At 69.9% G+C, this 19,376-nt stretch carries 17 protein-coding genes; 3 read left to right on the top strand and 14 right to left on the bottom strand.

The annotated features are described in order from the left end of the window. Positions 1 to 63: 63 nt before the first annotated feature. The 6 genes from D7Y15_RS20860 to D7Y15_RS20885 form a co-directional block, all read right to left on the bottom strand. The gene (locus D7Y15_RS20860; RefSeq protein WP_121753701.1) at positions 64 to 990 is read right to left on the bottom strand and encodes a biotin-dependent carboxyltransferase family protein; all 927 of its coding nucleotides are present in this window, start codon (positions 988 to 990) and stop codon (positions 64 to 66) included. A gap of 238 nt (positions 991 to 1,228) precedes the next feature. Next, positions 1,229 to 2,518 carry a LamB/YcsF family protein gene (locus D7Y15_RS20865; protein WP_120576116.1) on the bottom strand — a complete coding sequence of 430 codons (1,290 nt, stop codon included), beginning with the start codon at positions 2,516 to 2,518 and terminating at the stop codon, positions 1,229 to 1,231. A gap of 27 nt (positions 2,519 to 2,545) precedes the next feature. Then, complete coding sequence (locus D7Y15_RS20870; RefSeq protein ID WP_120576115.1) at positions 2,546 to 3,238, bottom strand: histidine phosphatase family protein; 693 nt, start codon at positions 3,236 to 3,238, stop codon at positions 2,546 to 2,548. A 1-nt stretch (position 3,239) separates the two neighbouring features. Continuing rightward, on the bottom strand, positions 3,240 to 4,319 hold the full coding sequence (locus D7Y15_RS20875; protein WP_121753702.1) for a phosphotransferase family protein: 1,080 nt from the start codon (positions 4,317 to 4,319) through the stop codon (positions 3,240 to 3,242). A 2-nt stretch (positions 4,320 to 4,321) separates the two neighbouring features. Then, positions 4,322 to 5,560 (bottom strand): acyl-CoA dehydrogenase family protein, encoded by a 1,239-nt coding sequence (locus D7Y15_RS20880; protein WP_120576113.1) that lies wholly within the window; start codon positions 5,558 to 5,560, stop codon positions 4,322 to 4,324. Positions 5,561 to 5,647: 87 nt separating this feature from the next. Beyond that, positions 5,648 to 6,385, bottom strand: a complete 738-nt coding sequence (locus D7Y15_RS20885) for a TetR/AcrR family transcriptional regulator (protein WP_233605036.1) — start codon at positions 6,383 to 6,385, stop codon at positions 5,648 to 5,650. A gap of 133 nt (positions 6,386 to 6,518) precedes the next feature. On the opposite strand from D7Y15_RS20885, the gene D7Y15_RS20890 reads away from it, so the two are divergent. Then, complete coding sequence (locus tag D7Y15_RS20890; RefSeq protein ID WP_120576111.1) at positions 6,519 to 7,169, top strand: hypothetical protein; 651 nt, start codon at positions 6,519 to 6,521, stop codon at positions 7,167 to 7,169. A gap of 58 nt (positions 7,170 to 7,227) precedes the next feature. Then, on the top strand, positions 7,228 to 8,367 hold the full coding sequence (locus D7Y15_RS20895; RefSeq protein ID WP_121753704.1) for an aminotransferase class V-fold PLP-dependent enzyme: 1,140 nt from the start codon (positions 7,228 to 7,230) through the stop codon (positions 8,365 to 8,367). Positions 8,368 to 8,398: 31 nt separating this feature from the next. Here D7Y15_RS20895 and cysK read toward each other — a convergent pair whose 3' ends face one another. Then, entirely contained in the window at positions 8,399 to 9,319 is a 921-nt protein-coding gene (cysK, locus tag D7Y15_RS20900) for a cysteine synthase A (protein ID WP_121753705.1), read from the bottom strand. A gap of 45 nt (positions 9,320 to 9,364) precedes the next feature. Continuing rightward, positions 9,365 to 10,210 (bottom strand): serine O-acetyltransferase EpsC, encoded by an 846-nt coding sequence (gene epsC / locus D7Y15_RS20905; protein ID WP_120576108.1) that lies wholly within the window; start codon positions 10,208 to 10,210, stop codon positions 9,365 to 9,367. 228 nt (positions 10,211 to 10,438) lie between these two features. Here epsC and D7Y15_RS20910 point away from each other — a divergent pair, with 228 nt between their 5' ends. Then, positions 10,439 to 12,082: an AMP-binding protein gene (locus D7Y15_RS20910; RefSeq protein WP_120576107.1), complete on the top strand. Its 1,644-nt coding sequence runs from the start codon at positions 10,439 to 10,441 to the stop codon at positions 12,080 to 12,082. Here D7Y15_RS20910 and D7Y15_RS20915 read toward each other — a convergent pair. The 6 genes from D7Y15_RS20915 to D7Y15_RS20940 form a co-directional block, all read right to left on the bottom strand. After that, the gene (locus tag D7Y15_RS20915) at positions 12,069 to 12,542 is read right to left on the bottom strand and encodes a TfoX/Sxy family protein (RefSeq protein WP_120576106.1); all 474 of its coding nucleotides are present in this window, start codon (positions 12,540 to 12,542) and stop codon (positions 12,069 to 12,071) included. The genes D7Y15_RS20910 and D7Y15_RS20915 overlap by 14 nt on opposite strands. Positions 12,543 to 12,613: 71 nt before the next feature. Further along, on the bottom strand, positions 12,614 to 13,558 hold the full coding sequence (locus D7Y15_RS20920) for a PAS domain-containing protein (RefSeq protein ID WP_233605037.1): 945 nt from the start codon (positions 13,556 to 13,558) through the stop codon (positions 12,614 to 12,616). A 136-nt stretch (positions 13,559 to 13,694) separates the two neighbouring features. Beyond that, positions 13,695 to 15,923, bottom strand: a complete 2,229-nt coding sequence (locus tag D7Y15_RS20925; protein WP_121753707.1) for a DPP IV N-terminal domain-containing protein — start codon at positions 15,921 to 15,923, stop codon at positions 13,695 to 13,697. 34 nt (positions 15,924 to 15,957) lie between these two features. Then, positions 15,958 to 17,349 (bottom strand): PLP-dependent aminotransferase family protein, encoded by a 1,392-nt coding sequence (locus D7Y15_RS20930; protein WP_121753708.1) that lies wholly within the window; start codon positions 17,347 to 17,349, stop codon positions 15,958 to 15,960. 70 nt (positions 17,350 to 17,419) lie between these two features. After that, the gene (locus tag D7Y15_RS20935) at positions 17,420 to 17,989 is read right to left on the bottom strand and encodes a DUF1629 domain-containing protein (RefSeq protein WP_121753709.1); all 570 of its coding nucleotides are present in this window, start codon (positions 17,987 to 17,989) and stop codon (positions 17,420 to 17,422) included. 64 nt (positions 17,990 to 18,053) lie between these two features. After that, positions 18,054 to 19,370 (bottom strand): putative sensor domain DACNV-containing protein, encoded by a 1,317-nt coding sequence (locus tag D7Y15_RS20940; RefSeq protein ID WP_120576098.1) that lies wholly within the window; start codon positions 19,368 to 19,370, stop codon positions 18,054 to 18,056. Between the last annotated feature and the right edge of the window lie 6 nt (positions 19,371 to 19,376).

Raw genomic sequence — 19,376 nt, forward strand, 5'->3', positions numbered from 1 at the left:
GCGGGAGGGCCGGCTCCTGCGTGCGGGGCGTGGTGGTGGTGCGCGGGCCAATCTTCGGAGGAGTCATGCCCCCAGTATCGGCCGGGCCGGGTCGGAAGTTGCCCCGGCGGGCCGGGCAGGGTGGGTCCTCCAGGCGTCGCGAGCGACCTCCAGGGTCACGGCCTGGAAGCGAACGGAGGCGCCCGGACGACGGGCCCCCAGGCGGCCCCAGTCCGAGCGGATGACGGCGGCGATGAGGGGGTAGCCCCCGGTGGTGGGGTGGTCCGGGCCCATCACGATGGGCGTGCCGGAGAGGGTGACCTGGATGGCGCCGCGCACCATGGGGCGGCAAGTGCCCCCGCCCTCGTCTCCGTGGGGCACGGGAGGTCCGTCCATTCGCTGGCCCACGCGGTCGCTGGAGGGCGACACGGTGAAGGTGCTGCCCAGGAGCAGCGCGACGGCTGCGTCGCTGAAGCGGGACGCATCCGGGCCCAGGAGTACGCGCAACGGGGCGGCGGGGTCCAGGGCCTCCGTGAGACGTGACAGGTCGGCTTCGGACGGAGCGGGAACCGGCGTGGCGGGAGGTCCCAGCGGGAGCCGGTCGCCGGTGCGCAGGGGACGGCCTTCCCATCCGCCCAGGCGGGCCACCCACAGCGTGCCCTGGCCGCCAAGGACTTCGGGCACGGCGAGCGCGCCGTCCACGGCCACGTAGCGCACGGCGTGCTGGGTGGGCGCGGGCACGGTGAGCGTGGCTCCGTCCGCGAGGACGCTGGGGGCTTCGCCATCCACGGACACGCGCACGTCGCGGCCCCGGGCGCGCAGCTCCAGCCTGCCGAAGGCTTCCAGAGCTGCGGCTCCAGGTGCATTGCCCACCGCGCGGTTCGCCGCGACGAGCAGCTCCGGCACCCATGCGCCGCCGGGCGGCACGCCGTGATGCATGACGCCGGGCCGTCCACCGTCCTGCACGGTGGCGGGGGCGCCCAGGCCGACGATTTCGATACAGGCGCTCATGCCTCTTCACTCCGCGCGGTCATGCCCAGGCCCTGGGACACGGATGCTGTTCCCGTGGATGAGAAGGCGAGAGCCCGTGGCGGCTCCCCGGTGGCGGCAGACCGCACGAACCTGTCCGACAGTCGGACAAGTTTTGAAGCCCGCGGCTCCGCCTCGGATGAGGGGACCTCCTCCGACCGGACAGCGGAAACCTGTCCGACAGTCGGACAGGTTTGGGGCCGTGTCGGGCGGAACGTCGTCATGTATCCACCTGCTCGAAGCGCACGCGGGCCCCCAACTGGAGTTCCGTGCCTCGCTTGGGGTCGAACGCGGTGAAGTCCAGCGCGGTGCCCACGAGGTTCCAGCCTCCAGGCGACGCGAACGGATACACGCCCGTGCGCTTCCCGGCGATGCCCACCGCGAGCGCTGGCACCCGCGTGCGCGGCACCGGCAGGCGGGGACACGCGATGCTCGGATCCACGTCCCCCAGGTACGCGAAGCCCGGGAGGAAGCCCACGCAGCGCACCCTGTACTCGCGTGCCGTGTGCCGCCGCACCACTTCCTCCACGGACAGGCCCGCGTGCGCGGCCACCTTCGCCAGGTCCTCGCCGTCGTAGCGCACGGGAATGCGGATGAGCGGATGCTCCACGTGCGTGACCGGTGCCACGCGCAGCCGCATCAGCACGAGCGCCGGGGACTCAGGCGGTGTCTCCGGGTCGAAGTACACGCAGGCGTGGGACTCGGTGATGACCGCGTCCCGCACGCCCGGCAGCGCGGACAGGGCTGCGCGCGCCAGGCCCCGGTCCACCGACTCCGGCAGCACCAGCCGCAGCGCGCTGTCTCCCAATGGCTCCGGCGGCTGCTCCAGCGCGTCCAGCATCGCGCGCACCTCGCGGGCCAGCACCACCGCGCCCGGCGTGTCGCCGTGCACGCACAGCGTGTCCACCGTGCCACCCGTGGCCAGCCGCACCGTGTTCTCGCGCGCCTGCCCCACGTCCGTCAGCACCGCGCCGGGCTGGCCTCGCGGAATCAATGAACCGTCCGGCAACGTGCCCCGATCCGCGAAGCCCTCTCTCGCATACCCGAGCCCCGCCGCCCGCGCCGCGTCCCTCAACGCTCCAGTGCCGGGCCCCACGAACGTGACGTCCGTCCCCAGCGCCTCCACCACGCCGTCCACCACCGCGCGCGCCAGCTCCGGGGACTTGTTGGCCGCGTGGTACAGCGCTCCATGCGGCTTCGCATGCCGCACCAGCACGCCGCGCTCGCGAGCCAGCGTGGCCAGCTGTCCGCACTGCACCGCCACCTGCGCGCGCAGCACCTCCGGTGCCACGTCCAGCGCCTTGCGCCCGAAGTTCTCGCGGTCCGCGTAGGACGGATGCGCGCCCGCCAGCGTGCCGTGGCGCTCGCACAGCTCCAGCGCCCGACGCATGGACGCCGCATCCCCCGCGTGGCCTCCGCAGGCGATGTTCGCCAGGTGCGCGAGCGCGTAGAGCTGTTCGTCCTCCCCGGGCAGCTCCCCCAGGTCGATGTTGAGCAGGCACCGCGTCATGGGCTCACGCTACGCGAGCCCCCCACCTCAGCGGTAGGTGATGAGCGCGCGGTGTTCGCCCTCGAAGTGTCCGTGCTCGTTGAGGGTGGACAGATACCGGCCCCGCTCACTGTAGATGACCTTCGTGATTCCACAGTTCGCCAGCGTCCAGTTCGTCCGGAACGCGTGCTCGTCCGGGATGCCCAGCAGGTCCTGGCTGATGGCCGTGATGGGTCCGCCGGAAGTGAACACCAGCGCCGTCCTGGAGGGCCCCAGCGAGGCCAACAGCGCCGCCAGCGCCTCCAGGCATCGCGCCTTGAACGCGCTCCACGACTCCCGGTACTCGCTGTCGTGTCCGCCCGCGACCCAGCGCCCCACGGCCTGGGTGAACAGGTCCTGGTACGCGCGGCGCGGGTCCTTCATCGCGGCCAGCTCCTCGCGCAGCACGGCGAAGTCCGCGTAGCGCGGCGTGTGCCGGTGCACGACCTCCTCGTGGTCGAACTCGTTGAACCCTGGCGTCCGCACGGGCTCCACCGGCTGGCCCAGCGCCTGGAGACACGCGTCCGCCGTCTCGCGGTGGCGCAGCATGGTGCCCGTCACCACGGCGTCCACCTTGGGCAGCCGCGTGCGCAGCGCTTCGCCCAGGACGCGCGCCTGCTGCACGCCCACGTCCGACAGCTTGTCGTAGTCCTTCGCGCCGAAGGACGCCTGACCGTGGCGGATGAGGTAGAGCGCGCCCATCTCAGCCCCCCGCCTTCTTGATGAACTGCCGGCAGCGGTAGGCCAGGTAGTTGACGATGAGCCAGTAGTTCTTGAACGCCGGGTTGCGCGTCTGCTTGTGGTGGTAGCGGTAGTAGATCTGCTGCGCGATGACCGCGAGCCGGAACACGCCGTAGACCTCGTAGAAGGTCCAGTTGGCGGGCTTGAGGCCTGTGCGCTCCAGGTAGTACGCCACCACCTCCTCGCGCGTGAGCATGCCGGGCAGGTCCGTGGGCTGCCTTCGCGTCATGCGCAGGAAGGCGTCGTCATCCGCCTGGACCCAGTAGGCCAGCGTGTTCCCCAGGTCCATCAGCGGGTCGCCCAGCGTGGCCATCTCCCAGTCCAGCACCCCGATGACCTGCGTGGGGTCCTCCGGCTTGAGCACCACGTTGTCGAAGCGCCAGTCGTTGTGGATGACGCACGTCTTGATGTCCGGCGGCACGTGCGCGGCCAGCCACTCGCGCGTGTGCTTCATGCGGGGCACGTTCCAGGTGCGCGCCTTCTCGTAGCGGTCGGACCAGCCGGAAATCTGCCGCTGCGGATAGCCCGGCCCCTTGCCCAGCGACTGGAGGCCCACCGCCTGCGCGTCCACGCCGTGCAGCGCGATGAGCTGATCCACCACGTTGAGGCACAGCTGGCGCGTGCGGGCCTTGTCCAGGTCCAGCCCCTTGGGCAGGTGCTTGCGCGGGATGAGACCGGGGATGCGGTCCATCACGTAGAACTCCGCGCCCAGCACGGCCGGGTCCTGGCACAGCCCCACCATGGTGGGCACCACCGGGTACACGGGCTTGAGCGCCTGCTGCACCGTGTACTCGCGCGACATGTCGTGCGCGGACTTCGCCTTGGTGCCCGAGGGCGGCCTGCGCAGGATGAGGTCGCGGTTCTCGTACTTGAGCCGGTAGGTCCAGTTGGAGGCGCCGCCCGTGTACTGCGTCACCTCCGGCGTGCCCTGGAGCGAGGGCACCTGGGCCTTCAGCCACGCGTCCACCGCGGGCACGTCCAGCGCCTCGCCGGAGCGCACGGCCTTGCCCTCGTCCAGCGGGATGGAGACCGGAGCCGTCATGTTCAACCTCCCTTGCTGAAGCCGCGCTTCGCGAGCTCGATGCGGGTGATGACGCCCTTGTGCACTTCGTCCGGGCCGTCCGCGATGCGCAGGCTGCGCGCCTGGGCGAAGAAGCCCGCGAGCGGCGTGTCGCGAGACACACCCGCGCCGCCGTGCAACTGGATGGCGTCGTCCACCACCTTCTGGAGCACGTTGGGCGCCACGACCTTGATGGCCGAAATCTCCGTCATCGCGCCCATCGCGCCCACGTCATCCAGCTTCCACGCCGCGTACAGCGTGAGCAGGCGCGCCTGGTCGATGGCGATGCGCGCCTCCGCCACGCGCTCGCGGTTTCCGCCCAGGTTGATGAGCGGCTTGCCGAACGCGGTGCGGCCCATGCCCCGGTCGATCATCAACTCCAGCGCCCGCTCCGCCGCGCCGATACAGCGCATGCAGTGGTGGATGCGGCCCGGGCCCAGGCGGCCCTGCGCGATTTCAAAGCCCATGCCCGGCCCGGAGAGGAGCGCGGACACCGGCAGCCGCACGTCGTGGAAGTGCACCTCGCCGTGGCCGTGCGGGGCGTCATGGTCGCCGTACACGGGCAGCATGCGGATGATTTCGACGCCCGGCGCGTCCATGGGCACCAGGACCATGGAGTGCTGGTGGTGGCGATCCGCGCCCGCCTGCGACGTGCGGCCCATGAAGATGGCCACCTTCGCGTTGGGGTGTCCCAGGCCGCTGGACCACCACTTCTTGCCGTTGAGCACGACGTGGTCGCCGTCCACTTCGGCGGTGGCCTGCATGTTGGTGGCGTCCGACGACGCGGCGTCCGGCTCCGTCATGCAGAACACGGAGCGGATGTCGCCCGCGAGCAGCGGCTTCAACCACTGCTCCTGCTGCTCCGGCGAGCCGTAGCGCCAGAGCACCTCCATGTTGCCGGTGTCGGGGGCGCTGCAGTTGAAGACCTCCGGCGCCATGAAGCTGCGGCCCATGGCTTCCGCGAGCGGCGCGTACTCCAGCGTGCTCAGGCCCGCGCCCAGCTTCGCGTCCGGGAGGAAGAGGTTCCACAGCCCCGCGGCCTTCGCGCGGGCCTTGAGCTCCACCATCACCGGCGGCACCTTCCACTGGCGCCAATCACCGCCGGCCTCCATCGCGTGCAGGGCCTGGAGGTACTCGGCCTCCACCGGCTCGATGTGGTCAGCCATGAAGCGCTTCACGCGCTCCAGGTATTCGGTCGTCCTGGCGGAAGGCTGGAAGTCCATGCGGGGCATCCTGCGCCCCGCCGGGTTGGCGATGCCACTGAATGTTGAATGTCTGTTCTGGGGCTGGCGCTGGCCTGGCCGCTGCCTTCAGCGGCGGCGAGGGGCTGGCGCCTTGCGCGCGCGTGACGAGCGCGTTCCTCGTGGCGAGCGCGCTCCGCGACGGCCCTGGGCCTTCGGCTTGCGCGCGGGTGCGCGAGGCGGGGCGGGCTGCTCGATGCTCGCGAGCATGATCCGCCGCAGCAGCGCGTACACGGGCAGCGGGTCGAAGCTCTTGTCCAACTGGTGGTGCAGCGCGAGCCCGTCCACGCACGCCTTGATGATGACCGCGTAGTGCAGGTCCTCGGCGGTGGGGGCCGAGTCGTGGCCCGTGCGCACGTGCGCCACGGTGCGGGCGATCTCCTCGTCGCCCTGGCCCAACAGCTGCGCGACGGCGGGCGTCAGCTCCCGGTTGCGCAGCCCCAGCGCGAACAGCTCGTAACGCAACCGGCACGTTCCCGGCGCGTCCGTGGCCAGCTTCTCGCCCCAGGCGAAGGCCGTCTGCGCCAGCTCCTCCGCCGGGGTCTGCGCGCGCAGCCGCTCCAGCTCCGACAGGTACTGCCGGCTCGCCTCCTGGGTGACAGCCAGCAGCAGCGCGTCCTTGCTGCCGAAGTAGTAGTGCACCAGGCCCTGGTTCACCCCGGCCTCGCGCGCCACCTCCTTCACCGTGGCGGCGTCGTAGCCGCGCTCCCCCAACACGCGCTGGCCGGCGGCGATGAGGCGCGCCCGGGCGTCAGGCTCCGGAGCAGCGGGGGGAGGTGGCGTCTTGCCACGGCGGGGGGATGGCATCCCAGACCCATAGGGCACCGCCTCCCACCCCCGCAAGGGCGGCGACCGCTCGTCGGCTTGACATCCCGCGTTGTCGGTCTTAGTTAGTCGTGTGACTAAGTTAGTCGTCCGGCTAAACCGAAGGAGACGGGCCATGCGAGTCGAGTCCAAGCGGTCGATGCAGTGGGTGAAGGCTGTGGCGGTGGGTGCGGCGTTGGTGTCGGTGCCGGCGATGGCCCAGGACATGGCGTCCTCGTCCACGGGGCAGGAGCAGCAGCGGCGCGGGGCGTTCCTGCTGGAGCTGCAGCCGCCCGCGCTGGACGGCTCGCTGTACGGCATCCGGGCGGAGGTCGCGCCGTCGAGGGACTCGCGGTTCGCGTTCGGCCTCCTGGGTCGCGCGGGCGGGTGGAACCGGTCGCTGGGCGCGAAGGCGCGCTTCTCCAACGTGGGTGGCGCCGACGTGAAGCTCAACTTCGGCGTGGGCATGGACAGCCGCTACACGCTGGCCTTCCTGGCGGACGGCACGGTGCGTCCGTTCGTGGGGATGACGCTGGGCCTGGAGGAGTTCGTCGCGCGCCCGGACGGCGCGACGATGCCGGACCGCAAGGACTACACGACGACGGCCTTCCTGGAGCCGACGCTGGGCGTGATGTGGCGGCCGGGCTCCGGGCGCGTGGGCCTGTCGGCGCGGGCGGGCCCGGGCTTCACCTTCACGGACGTGCGCGAGCTCCAGGTGGGCTCCAGCAACCTGGGCCTGCGCACGGTGTACCCCACGGCGTCGCTGGGTCTGCTGGTCGTCCTGTAGTCGACGGGGCTGACGGAGCGTGACGTGAGCGGTGGCTGGGTGGCTACACTCGCCACCCATGAGTGTCTCGTTCGAGTCCTACCGCGCCGAGTTCCCCGTCCTGAAGGAACAGCTCTACCTCAACCACGCCGGGGTCGCGCCCACCAGCACGCGTGCCGCCGCCGCGGTGAAGGCCTGGATGGACGACGTGGTGAATCACGGCGTCCTGAACGAGCGCGGCTGGGAGGCCCAGAGCGAGAAGGTGCGCGGGCTCGCGGCGCGCATCATCGGTGCCTCCCCGGAAGAGGTGGCCTTCGTGCGCAACACCAGCCATGGACTGGGGCTGGTGGCGGAAGGCCTGGACTGGAAGCCCGGGGACGAGGTCGCCGTCGCGACGAGCCTCGAGTACCCGTCCAACGTCTACCCGTGGCTGCACCTCAAGACCCGGGGCGTGGAGGTCCGTGAGATTCCCACCCCGAATGGCGGCGTGACGCCGGAGGCCGTGGCGTCCGTGCTCACTCCGCGCACGCGGCTGGTGGCGGTGTCGTCGGTGCAGTTCGCCACCGGCCACCGCACGGACCTGGATGCGCTGGGCGAAGTGTGTGAGCGCAACGGCGTGCTCTTGTGCGTGGACGGCATCCAGAGCGTGGGCTGCATCCCCGTGGATGTGAAGAAGAGCCGCGTGCACTTCCTCAGCGCGGACAGCCACAAGTGGATGCTGGGCATCTCCGGCATCGGTTTCCTGTACGTGGCGAAGGACGTGCTGCCTCGCGTGCGGCCCGCGCTGGTGGGCTGGCGCAGCACCACCGACGCGTGGAACTTCAACCGCTCGCACTTCGAGCTGCGCGCGGACGCGGCGAAGTTCGAGGAGGGCAGCGCCGCGTACCCCGGCATCTACGCGATGGGCGCCGCATTGGAGTTGCTGCTGGAGGTGGGCACGGACGCCATCGGCGCGCGGATTGGCGAGCTGCTGGCCCGGCTGGACACGGGCCTGCACAACCTGGGCTGCGACGTGGGCCCCGAGCCGAAGGACCGCGCGGGCATCCTCACCTTCCTGCCGCCGGGCGCGAACGTCCGGGCGCTCAGCGCGTACCTGGCGGAGAAGACGGTGTCCCACTCCGTCCGGCGCGGGCGCATCCGCCTGTCGCCGCACTTCTACAACACGCCCGAGGAGATGGACCGGCTGGTGGAACTGGTGCGCGCGTACCGGCCCGGGTGAGTTCCACCCGGACCGGGGTGCACGACGACGGCTACTGCGCGGGGAAGAGGTTCTCCACGGAGAGGTAGCGCTCGCCGGTGTCGTAGCAGAAGGCGAGCACGCGGCTGCCGTCCGGCATCTCCGCCAGCTTCTGGTTCACCGCGGACAGCGCGGCGCCGGAGGACACGCCCACGAAGATGCCCTCCTCGCGCGCGGCGCGGCGGGTGAACTCGTAGGCGTCCTTCTCATCCACCTGGATGGTTCCGTCGAGGATGTCCGTGTGCAGGTTCTTCGGGATGAAGCCCGCGCCGATACCCTGGATGGGGTGCGGACCCGGCTGGCCGCCGCTGATGACGGGGGACTTCACCGGCTCCACCGCGAACACCTTCAGCTTGGGCCACTTCGCCTTGAGCACCTCGGCGCACGCGGTGATGTGGCCGCCGGTGCCCACGCCGGTGATGAGGTAGTCCAGCCCGTCCGGGAAGTCGTTCAGGATTTCCTGCGCGGTGGTGCGCTTGTGGACCTCGATGTTGGACTCGTTCTCGAACTGCTGCGGCATCCACGCGTTGGGCGTCTGCGCGACGAGCTCCTGGGCGCGGGCGATGGCGCCCTTCATGCCCTTGGCGCGCTCCGTCAGGTCGAACTGGGCACCGTAGGCGGCCAGCACGCGGCGGCGCTCGATGCTCATGGACTCCGGCATCACCAGGATGAGCTTGTAGCCCTTCACCGCGGCGACCATGGCCAGGCCGATGCCGGTGTTGCCGCTCGTCGGCTCGATGATGACGCTGCCCTCCTTGAGGATGCCCTTCTTCTCCGCGTCTTCAATCATCGCCAGGCCGATGCGGTCCTTGATGCTGCCGCCCGGGTTGGCGCGCTCCAGCTTCAGGTGCACCGTCACGCGCGACGGGTACAGCCGGTTGATGCGCACGTGCGGCGTGTTGCCAATGGTCTGCAGGATGTTGTCGACCTTCATGGCGTCTCCTGTGAATGGGGAACGGGCACTGCGTGGGAGGAAGACTCAAATCTGGTAGTCGAGGACGTCCAGGCCCTCTTCGCCGTGGCGCGCGCGCACCTCGCTGCGGCGGGTGACGACGGATTGGGCGGGCACGCTCTGCGTGAGCCACGCGTTGCCGGCGATGATGCTGCCCTTGCCCACCACCGTGCCGCCTCCGAGGATGGTGGCGTTGGCGTACACCACGACGTCGTCCTCGATGGTGGGGTGGCGCTTCCGGTCCGCCAGCGCCTTCTCCACCATCAACGCGCCCAGCGTGACGCCCTGGTAGAGCTTCACGTTGTCGCCAATCACCGTCGTCTCGCCGATGACCAGGCCCGTGCCGTGGTCGATGACGAACTTGCGGCCGATGGTGGCGCCCGGATGGATGTCCACGCCGGTGCGCTGGTGGGCGTACTCGGTGAGCAGGCGCGGCAGCAGGGGGAAGTTCAGCCGGTGCAGCGCGTTCGCCACGCGGTAGATGGCGATGGCGTAGAAGCCCGGGTAGGTGAGGACGACTTCGTCCACGCTGCGCGCGGCAGGGTCCGCCTCGAAGATGGCGCGCGCGTCCTGCTGGAGCCACTCGTAGAGGTCCGGCAGCTTCGCCATGAAGCGCGAGGACATGCCCGCGTCCGAGACGGGGTAGTGCGGCGCGAGCAGCGACTGGATGCGCTGGAGGCTCGCCTCCACGGCGGTGACGTCCCGGCGCACGGCGGCGGCGTTGCACTCCAGCCGCTCCGCGAAGTGGGGGAAGAGCAACCCCAGCACCTGCGCGACGAACTCCGGCGCGGCCTTGCGCACGTCCGGGGGGAAGCAGTGGCGCTGCCGCGCCTCCAGCAGGGTGGCAACCAGTCGGGCGTTCGGATCGTCCATGGGGCGTTGCGTCAGGATAGCGTGCCGTGACGGCGTTTTCCTTGTTTCCGCCGCCCGGAAGGCTGATGGCGGCGGGATGGGTCTTTTCCCGGCGTCCCGGGGCGTAACGGCTGGGTTCTGGACGTGGATGCCGTTGGCGGGAAAACGTCGCGGCTGTCCCGCCAGCCAGGGGACAGGGAGGGGGCGCTGACGCTTGCGGGGCCGCGGCACCCTGAGGACGATGAGGTCATGACGACCGCCCTGTCCTATGCCCATGGCACCAGCACCACTCCGCTGCTGGGGGAGACCATCGGTCAGAACCTGCGCCGCACCGTCGAACGTTACGGTGACCGTGAGGCGCTGGTGGTGGCCTCGCAGAACTACCGCGTCACCTGGCGGCAGTTCTGGGACGCGACGACGGCGGTGGCCAAGGGCCTGCTGGCGCTGGGCATCCAGAAGGGCGACCGGGTGGGGCTCTGGTCCCCCAACCGCTTCGAGTGGACCGTGTCGCAGTACGCGCTCGCGCGCACGGGCGCCATCCTGGTCAACCTGAACCCCGCCTACCGCACGTCGGAGCTGGAGTACGCGCTCAACCAGGCGGGCGTGAGCGTGCTGCTGCTGGCGAAGGGCTTCCGGCAGACGGACTACACCCAGATGCTGGCGGAGGTGCGGCCCCGGTGCGCGGGCCTGCGCGAGGCGCTGGTGCTGGACTCGGACTGGGACCGGCTGGTGAAGGGCGGCGCGAACATGGGGGACGACGTGCTGGAGGCGCGGGAGTTGTCGCTCCAGTTCGATGACCCCATCAACATCCAGTACACGTCCGGCACCACGGGCTTCCCGAAGGGCGCGACGCTGTCTCACCACAACGTGCTCAACAACGGCTTCTTCGTGGGCGAGGTGCTGCGCTACGGGCCGGAGGACCGCGTGTGCATCCCGGTGCCCTTCTACCATTGCTTCGGCATGGTGATGGGTAACCTGGCCTGCACGTCGCATGGCTCGGCCATGGTGATTCCGGGCGAGGCATTCGACCCGCTGGCGGTGCTCCAGACGGTGCAGGCCGAGCGCTGCACGTCGCTCTACGGCGTGCCCACGATGTTCATCGCGGAGTTGGACCATCCGCGCTTCGGCGAGTTCGACCTGCGCACGCTGCGCACCGGAATCATGGCGGGCTCGCCGTGTCCGGTGGAGGTGATGAAGCAGGTGCAGTCGCGGATGCACATGGAGGAGGTCACCATCTGCTACGGCATGACGGAGACGTCCCCGGTGTCCACGCAGAATCCGCTGGATGACACGCTGGAGAAGCGCGTGGCCACGGTGGGCCGCGTGCATCCGCACCTGGAGGTGAAGGTGGTGGATCCAGACTCGGGCGCGGTGGTGCCGCAGGGGCAGCCGGGGGAGCTGTGCACGCGCGGCTACAGCGTGATGCTCGGGTACTGGGAGAACGCGGCGGCCACGGCGGCGGCCATCGACCGGGCGGGGTGGATGCACACCGGTGACCTGGCGACCATGGACGGGGAGGGCTACGTCAAGATTGTCGGCCGCATCAAGGACATGATCATCCGGGGCGGCGAGAACGTGTACCCGCGCGAGGTGGAGGAGTTCCTCCACACGCACCCGGAGATTTCCGAAGCGCAGGTCATCGGCGTGCCCAGCGTGAAGTACGGCGAGGAGGTGATGGCGTGGGTGCGCTTGAAGTCCGGCGCCTCGCTTACGGTGGAGGCGCTGACGGCCTTCTGCACCGGCCGCATCTCCACGTTCAAGATTCCCCGCCACTGGAAGCTCGTGGACAGCTTCCCGATGACCGTCACCGGCAAGGTGCAGAAGTTCCGCATGCGCGAGGTCTCCATCACCGAGCTGGGGCTCGGCGACGTGGCCAACATCAAGACAGCCTGACGGGCTTCTTCTTCGCGGCGGGCTTCTTCTTCGCGGCGGGCTTCTTGGCCGCCGGTGCCTTCTTCGAGGCAGGGGGCTTCTTGGCCGCCGGGGCCTTCTTCGCCGCCGGGGCTTTCTTCGCGGCCTTCTTCATCGCGGCGCGGTTGGCGGCGTCCACGGCGCGGCGGGCCCAGGGCAGCATCCGGCGGCCGTCGTCCTCGGCGTCCGCGGGCGGCGTCCAGTAGCTCATGGGCTGTTCCTTGCCGCGGCTCTGGTAGATGAAGGGCCGGCAGCCCTCGGCCTCGAAGTCGGGGCGGGTGACGTCGTCCGTCTTCAGGTAGAGCTGGCCCTGGATGATGAGGCCGAACATCCGGCCGCCGAAGTACAGGCCCCAGCCGCCGAACATCGAGCGGGCCTGCACCGGGCCGAGCGGTTTCAGCAGTTCGACCGTGTACTCCATGAAGCTGTCCGAGCGGGGCATGGGGCTCTCCTAGTCCAACGGCAGCTCGAAGTGGAAGGTGGCGTCGAGGCCGGGGTCCTCGTCGCGCAGACTCACCCGGACGTGGTGCCGCCGCCGCGGGACGTGAGGAGCCCCTGGAGCTCCTGGCGTGCGTGCAGGCTGTCCGCCTCGGCCTGCTTGCGGTCGCTGATGTCGAGCGCCGTTCCGACGAACTGGAGGGCGCGGCCTTCGGCGTCGAAGGTCACCTGTCCGCGGACCTCGATCCAGCGGCTGGGGTGCCCCTGGGCTTCCACCACACGGTGCTCCATGACGTAGCGGCCCTGCGTCCTGCCCGCGAGCGTGGCGGCGATGGCTTCGCTCATCGCCGCGCGCTCATCGAGGTGGACGCGGTCGAGCACCCGCTCCAGGCTGAACATCCCCGGTTCCGGGAGGCCGAACAGCTGGGCCATCCGCTCGTCCACCTGCATCTGGCCGCGGCGCACGTCCAGCTCCCAGGTGCCCGCGCCGGAGGCCTCCACGACGCGGCGGAGCCGCTCCTGGCTGCGCTGCAAGGCCTGTTCTCCGAGCACCCGGGAAGTGGTCTCCGTGCAGACCACCAGCGTGCCGTGGACCTTCCCGTCGTCGTCGAAGGCGGGGGAGTAGCTGTAGGTCCAGTAGACGTTCTCGATGCGGCCATTGCGGAAGATGGGGACGAGCTGATCCTCGTTCCAGCTGGGCCGCCCCTCGCGCATCGCGTCTTCCAGCTGTTGTCCGATGATGGGCCAGGCCTCCGGCCAGACCTCGGTGGCGGACTTCCCGAGCGCCTCAGGATGCTTCCCCCTGCCGAAGCTGGGCATGAAGGCGTCGTTGTAGAGCTGGACGAGCTGGGGGCCCCACATGAGGACCATGGGGTGCAGCGAATGGAGCAGGGTCCGTACGAGCGTCCGCAGAGAGACGGGCCAGCCCTCCACGGGACCGAGCGGCGTGGCCGCCCAGTCCTTCTCGAGCATCCGGGCGGCCATTTCTCCGGGCCCGCTGAACAGTTCGTCTGCCTTCACGTGGTCCGCCCCCGGTGCTCACCTACGGGAAGGCGTCATAGGTGAACGCTCCACCTGGGGGAAGCACCGGGCGTGGCTGTCGCTGGGGAACGGCCGACCTGCTGTCGGGGAGTGAATCACACGATGGTTGGTGTCCTCACCGGGGCTCGCCCAGTTCCCGCAGGAAGAACCGACGCACGTCGTCCCGGTAGTACCTGCCTTCGGGGCCGTGTCCCTCGCCCGGCATGATCAACAGGTCGAAGTGCTTGTTCGCGCGCACCAGTGCCTGGGCCATCCGCATCGTCGTGGACAGAGATGCGTTCACGTCACTCGTCCCGTGCATCAGCTTGAGCGCTCCCTGGAGCTTGTCCGCCAGGGCTTCGTTGGAGCCCGCCGCGTAGCCCTCTGGATTGTCCGCCAGCAGGCCCATGTTCGGCTCGTTGATGATGGCTTCTTCTGTGAGGGCGCCCGGTGCTCCCGCGTAGCCTGCCTTGAAGAACCCAGGCGCCGTCAGCATGCCTCGCAGCGCGAAGTATCCACCCCAGGAATGGCCATGGATGCCCACCCGCTCCAGGTCCATGTAGGGCCGGCTGGCTCCTGCCTGCTTCAGCGCCGCGACATGGTCTGGAATCTCCGTCTGGCCCACGCGGCCGTAGTTCACGTCCTGGAAGGCCTTGCCCCGCCCTGGCGTGCCCCTCGCGTCCAGCACCATCACGATGAACCCGAGCTGCGCCAGCGAGTGCGCGATGATCGATTCAAGCGGGCCCACGTAGCTCCAGGGCACCACCGTCGTGAACGGCCCCGCGTAGATGACGTCGATGACCGGGTAGCGCTTCTTCGGATCGAAGTCCCTCGGCTTGTATAGCGCGCCGTACAGGGGCGTGACGCCGTCCGTGGCCTTGACCGTGATGCCTTCCGGCGGCGTGTAGTGCAGCTCCGCCAGGGCGCTCGTGTCTGACTTCGCGTAGCGGAAGGAGGGGCGCCCCTCCGTGGACACCACGTCCCAGACCCTGGGCTGCTCCCGTGTGGAGTGCCCATCCACGAAGTAGCCCGTGGAGGGGGCCAACACGGGCCGGTGGAGCCCGGGCTCGGGCGTCAGCCGCTTCAGTGCCCCGCCCGCGAGTCGTGCCCGATACACCGACCGGTCATAGGGGGCTCCGGGCTCGGCGGACGCGGTGACGAAGAAGGCGTCTGACTTCGGTGTGATGCCCGCCACCGTGTGGACCGGAAACGCGCCCTGGGTGAGTTGGCGCACGAGCCTGCCGGAATAGTCATACAGGTAGACGTGACGCCAGCCATCGCGCTCGGACATCCAGAGGAAGTGCTGATTGTCCGGCAGCGGCTTCACCTGCTGGGCCCATCCGCCCACCGAGAACTCCAGCGCCGCCACGAAGGTCTCCTTCCGCTCCTCCCTCAGCACGCGGCGCCGCTTACCCGTCACCGGCTCCACCGCCACCAGGTCCAGCCGCTTGCCATCCCGCGACAGCTGGAGCACCAGCGCCTCGCTGCCGTCCGGACGCCAGCCCGCGAACCAGTCGTAGCTCTCCACCGCGTCACCGGGCGCGGGCGTCACCTGCCCCGACTCCACCGAGGCGAAGTGCAGCTCCGAGCGCATCAGCGGAGTGCCCGTCTTGGAGTAGGGGACCCACGTCACCTTCTCCAGGGGAGTGCTGTAGTCGACCAGCGGAAGCCGGTGCATGCCCCGCATGTCGTCGCGCCAGACCGCGAGGAACCGGCCCTGGGGAGACCATGCACCTTCGGGCAGCCGCCAGGGCGAGTCCTCCGTGCCGGTGCGCTCCAGCCGGGTCGCGCCCTTCGCGTCCACCACGGCGAACCCCTCGTCCCGCTGTACCGCGACCGTCGCTCCGTCCGGCGACAGGCTGTTGCCGGGCACGAGCGACATCGCGACAGGATGCGTGGGTTCGAGTGCCACGAGCCGCTTGTCGGTGAATCCCAGGGAGAAGGCCCGGCCCTGGACGGTGAAGACGATTCCCTTCGCATCCGTGGTGAGCGTGAAGGGCATGACGACGGGCAACGTCATCGGCTTGCCGAACAGCTCCGTGAGCTGGGAGCGCAGCGATTCCGAATCCAGCAGGGGCTGCTGGGTGCGGCGCCGCGCATCCACCAGGACCCACGTGTCCCGGTAGGGCTCGACCCTGGACCAGTACACGAACCGGTCGCCCTCGGGCAGCCACCGGGGCGGCGTCAGGGTGTCCCGGATGCGGTCCGGCCAGCGGAGCGATGCCTCCGAGAAGTCGAGCCGCGCCTGGAGGTCGTCCCCGGCTTCGGCTCCCACCGCTTGCCAGGGGACGGCGAGTCCCGCGAGGAGGAGCGCGAGGCGCGCACGCGACAGGAGACCACCACGGTGGAGCAGGGGAGGCATCATGGGCACTCTCTTCGGAACGAGGTGAAGGGAAACGTCAGGCCAGGCGTCGCGGTGCTGGGGACGTGGCGCCGAGCAGTTCGGCCAGCGTCTTCAATCCCCGCTCCAACTCCTCGCGGGAGCCGGCCGCGGCCAGCGACACCCGCAGCGCATTGGGCGCCTGACCCGGACGGGCCGCGAACAGGTGCGCCGGTCCGAGCAGCACGTCGCGCGCGGCGGCGGCTTCCACCAGCTCCGTGGCGCGGCGCTGTTCGGGGATGGGCATCCACAGGAAGTACGCGCTGGGGTGCGCGACATAGGGATGGCCCTTCAGCACCTTCGCCGCCAGGGATTGCCGGGCCGTGGCTTCGGAGCGTCGCGCGTCGCGCAGGGACTCGGCCGTGCCGTCCGTCACCCACTGCGTGGCCAGTTCATTCAGCAGGGGAGATCCTGACCAGACCGTCGCCGCGGCCGCGTGCTCCAGCGTCTGCCACGACGAACCCGGCGCCCGGATGTAGCCGACGCGCAGCGCGGGTAGCACCGCCTTGGACAGGCTGCCCAGGTGATAGGTCCGCTCGGGCGCGAGCGCGGCCAGGGGTGCGGGCGCCTTCGCCACGAGCGGGGCCAGCGCGCCGTTCTCGATGACGGTGACGTCGAACTTCCGGCACACCTCCACCAGCGCCTGCCGCCGCTTCAAGGGCATGACGACCGTGGTCGGGTTGTGGTTCGTGGGCGTGCAGTAGAGCACCCGAGCCTTGCTCCTCCGGCAGGCCTCCGCGAGCGCTGCGGGCACGAGTCCCTCCGCGTCGAGCGCCACCGGATGCGTAGGCAGCCGGAGCCACTCCGCGGCGGCGAGGACCCCGGGATAGGTGACGTCCTCCACCAGCAGTCCATCCGCGTTCGCGAGCAGGGACAACACCATCAGGGTCGCGTGTTGGGCCCCGCTGCTCACGATGACGTTCTCGCGCGTGGCAGGCACACCCGCGAGCTCCAGCCAGCGGACCCCCGCCGCCCGCTGGGCCTCCGTGCCCGCATGGGCCTGATAGCCACTGAGCGCGCCCAGGTCCGCGCGTTCGCTCAGCCGCTGAAGCGCGGCGGCGAAGGCGAGGTGCCCCATATCGCCGGGGACAATGGGCACGGCCGTGGGCCCCAGGTCGATGCGCGTCCGGTCGAGCTGGGGCGAATAGCGGTCTCCGTCCCGCAGGTTCTTCACGAACGTCCCGTTGCCCACCTGGCTCCAGATGAGTCCCCGGCGCTCCGCCTCGGCGTAGGCCCGGGTCACCGTTCCCAGCGACGTCCCCAGCGTGCTCGCGAGCTCCCGGTGCGTGGGCAGCCGGCCCCCTGCGCGAAGCCGCCCCGCGCTGATGTCCGCCGCGAGCGCATCGACGAGCGCCCCGTACAGAGGGCCCTCGGAGCGTTTCAGGCGCGGTTTCCAGTTGGACTGGGACATAAGTCAGATTGTACCATGACAATCCGGAGCGTGTGCCAGGGGCCCTGGCTAGCTTCCTCGACAAGCGGCTCTACACTTCCGTGAATCGCATACCGGTGGCGCCGGTGCCCTCCAGCGCGGTCTTGAGATCCTCGGAGACGATGAGGGCAATGGACCAACCCCAGGTTCGGAAGACCTTGGCTCTGCCTACTTGCGACGGGTCGATGCGCATGCCGTACACGGAGCGGTACTGACCGACCTTCTCCGGCCGTCCGTCCTTGGGCTCCCAGCGCCGGGCCTCCTCCGATGCACGCTCATCAATGCAGCGGAACATCCGGGTCGCCACGAGCATGCTGAATTGTTCGGGTTGTCCCGGGATGTCCACCGACAGGAACTGGACGTCGTTGGGCGCAAGCTCCGCGAAGAGCATGGCCAGTTTGACGTGAACGACCGGAGCCATGCACAGCCCTGCCATCGAGAAGTCACGAGGCTTTCCGGGCTCCATGAGGGGGATTCGAAGCGGCCCCGTTATTTCGACAGGCGTGCCTGCCCTGAGCCGCCAGGCGTCTTCGATCTCCACTCCGTTCTTGTCGACCGGATCATCCAGATACCAAAACCCCTCTTCGGGGTCGCCATGCAGCTCGAAGAAACGATTGGACATGGTGGGGAGCTCAACGTCCAGGGCGAGAGGTCAGCAGCACCAACCCAGCCGCTTCATTCCGGCCTCAGTCCTCCGTCAGCAGGAGGCTCCAGAGCAGCACCTTCTTCTTGCCGGGTGGCCGGTGCAGGCAGCGGAGCGGGCCGTCCTGGGATGCCACGAACACGATGGCTCCGGAGTGCTGATTCGCGAAGACGGCCGCGGCCCGGTGGCGCGAGCCGTGCTGGTGGATGGGGTAGTGCGGCCCGGGACGCCCCTGGAGCGTTCGCGCTTCGAAGACCTGCGGCGGGCCGCTTCTCGGGAGCGCAATCTGATACCCCGCGCAGAGCACCTCCAGCTCCGGCCCCAGCACCAGCGCGTTGTCCACCGCCGTGAACTGCCCGATGCTCTCCACCAGCGCCTGGAAGTCGCTCTCCGTCACCTTGTCGTCGTGCTCGGCCGCGGCCTTCTTCAACTCCGGATCCTCTTCCTCCTCCGCCGCCTTGCCGGCCTCCGCCTGCCAGGCGCCGTTGATGAGATCCGCCCTCGCCTGCACGAAGCGCTGCAACCGCTGGCGCAACAACGAGCCCTGCTCCGGCGGCAGGACGTACTTGCCTCGCGCCCGGAAGCGCTCCACGTCGTGCTGCTTGGGCAGGAACGCGATGAGCCCTCCGTGGTGCAGACCCGCCATCCTCCGGATGAGCCCCTGCACCGCGTTGGACACGTACCACTCGCGGTTGCCGCCCATCAGCGGCTGCACCTTGGGCAGGGACTCCACCAGCGTGGCGCACATCTCCATCAGCGCCGCGCGCACCGCGCTGTCCTCGTGGAAGAGCAGGTCGTGCAACGCCACTCGACGGCCCGGCGGCACCGGCGCGCCCTGCTCGTAGCGGAACACCTCTCGCCCCTGCGTGCTCACCACCAGGTGGCCCGGCTCCGGCGCGTGCAGGATGAAGACGTCCTCCTCGCCCTCGGCGTGGAACTCCGTGTACTCCACCCGGCGCGCCAGCCCCTGGATGCGCAGCTTGCCGTCTCGCGGCCCTACCACCACCGCCGTGCGCGGCAGGTTCGCCGCGGGCGCCAGCTTCACCAGCGCCTCCACGCTGAAGTCGGTGATGCTCGATTTGGCCTCCAGCGGCAGCGTCTCCCACGCCTGCCGCTTGCCCTTCTGTCCGCCGATGTAGACCGTCTCACGCACCGCCTGCAGGCCCTGCAGCCCCTGCGCGTGATACGCGATGCGCACGCGCGTGGCCTCGCCCTCCTCGCGGCCCAGGCTCGCGAAGAACACCGTGTCCGCCAGCACGACCAGCAGCTTCAGCGTCGGCTCGGCGAGCGGCGTCTTGGCGAACTGCCGGAGCCACCCTCGCAGGGCTTCTCCGGGATATTGCAGGCCGGGTTCATCCATCGGGCG

The organism is Corallococcus sp. AB030, from assembly GCF_003668965.1.
Lineage (GTDB): Bacteria > Myxococcota > Myxococcia > Myxococcales > Myxococcaceae > Corallococcus > Corallococcus exiguus.

Bases quoted from the DNA above. Each gene is read 5' to 3' on its own strand.
- D7Y15_RS20865 (WP_120576116.1), bottom strand. From the start codon at position 2,518: ATGACGCGGTGCCTGCTCAACATCGACCTGGGGGAGCTGCCCGGGGAG.
- D7Y15_RS20910 (WP_120576107.1), top strand. From the start codon at position 10,439: ATGACGACCGCCCTGTCCTATGCCCATGGCACCAGCACCACTCCGCTG.
- epsC (WP_120576108.1), bottom strand. From the start codon at position 10,210: ATGGACGATCCGAACGCCCGACTGGTTGCCACCCTGCTGGAGGCGCGG.
- D7Y15_RS20940 (WP_120576098.1), bottom strand. From the start codon at position 19,370: ATGGATGAACCCGGCCTGCAATATCCCGGAGAAGCCCTGCGAGGGTGG.
- D7Y15_RS20925 (WP_121753707.1), bottom strand. From the start codon at position 15,923: ATGATGCCTCCCCTGCTCCACCGTGGTGGTCTCCTGTCGCGTGCGCGC.
- D7Y15_RS20860 (WP_121753701.1), bottom strand. From the start codon at position 990: ATGAGCGCCTGTATCGAAATCGTCGGCCTGGGCGCCCCCGCCACCGTG.
- cysK (WP_121753705.1), bottom strand. From the start codon at position 9,319: ATGAAGGTCGACAACATCCTGCAGACCATTGGCAACACGCCGCACGTG.
- D7Y15_RS20935 (WP_121753709.1), bottom strand. From the start codon at position 17,989: ATGTCCAATCGTTTCTTCGAGCTGCATGGCGACCCCGAAGAGGGGTTT.
- D7Y15_RS20885 (WP_233605036.1), bottom strand. From the start codon at position 6,385: ATGCCATCCCCCCGCCGTGGCAAGACGCCACCTCCCCCCGCTGCTCCG.
- D7Y15_RS20930 (WP_121753708.1), bottom strand. From the start codon at position 17,349: ATGTCCCAGTCCAACTGGAAACCGCGCCTGAAACGCTCCGAGGGCCCT.
- D7Y15_RS20870 (WP_120576115.1), bottom strand. From the start codon at position 3,238: ATGGGCGCGCTCTACCTCATCCGCCACGGTCAGGCGTCCTTCGGCGCG.
- D7Y15_RS20895 (WP_121753704.1), top strand. From the start codon at position 7,228: ATGAGTGTCTCGTTCGAGTCCTACCGCGCCGAGTTCCCCGTCCTGAAG.
- D7Y15_RS20875 (WP_121753702.1), bottom strand. From the start codon at position 4,319: ATGACGGCTCCGGTCTCCATCCCGCTGGACGAGGGCAAGGCCGTGCGC.
- D7Y15_RS20890 (WP_120576111.1), top strand. From the start codon at position 6,519: ATGCGAGTCGAGTCCAAGCGGTCGATGCAGTGGGTGAAGGCTGTGGCG.
- D7Y15_RS20915 (WP_120576106.1), bottom strand. From the start codon at position 12,542: ATGCCCCGCTCGGACAGCTTCATGGAGTACACGGTCGAACTGCTGAAA.
- D7Y15_RS20880 (WP_120576113.1), bottom strand. From the start codon at position 5,560: ATGGACTTCCAGCCTTCCGCCAGGACGACCGAATACCTGGAGCGCGTG.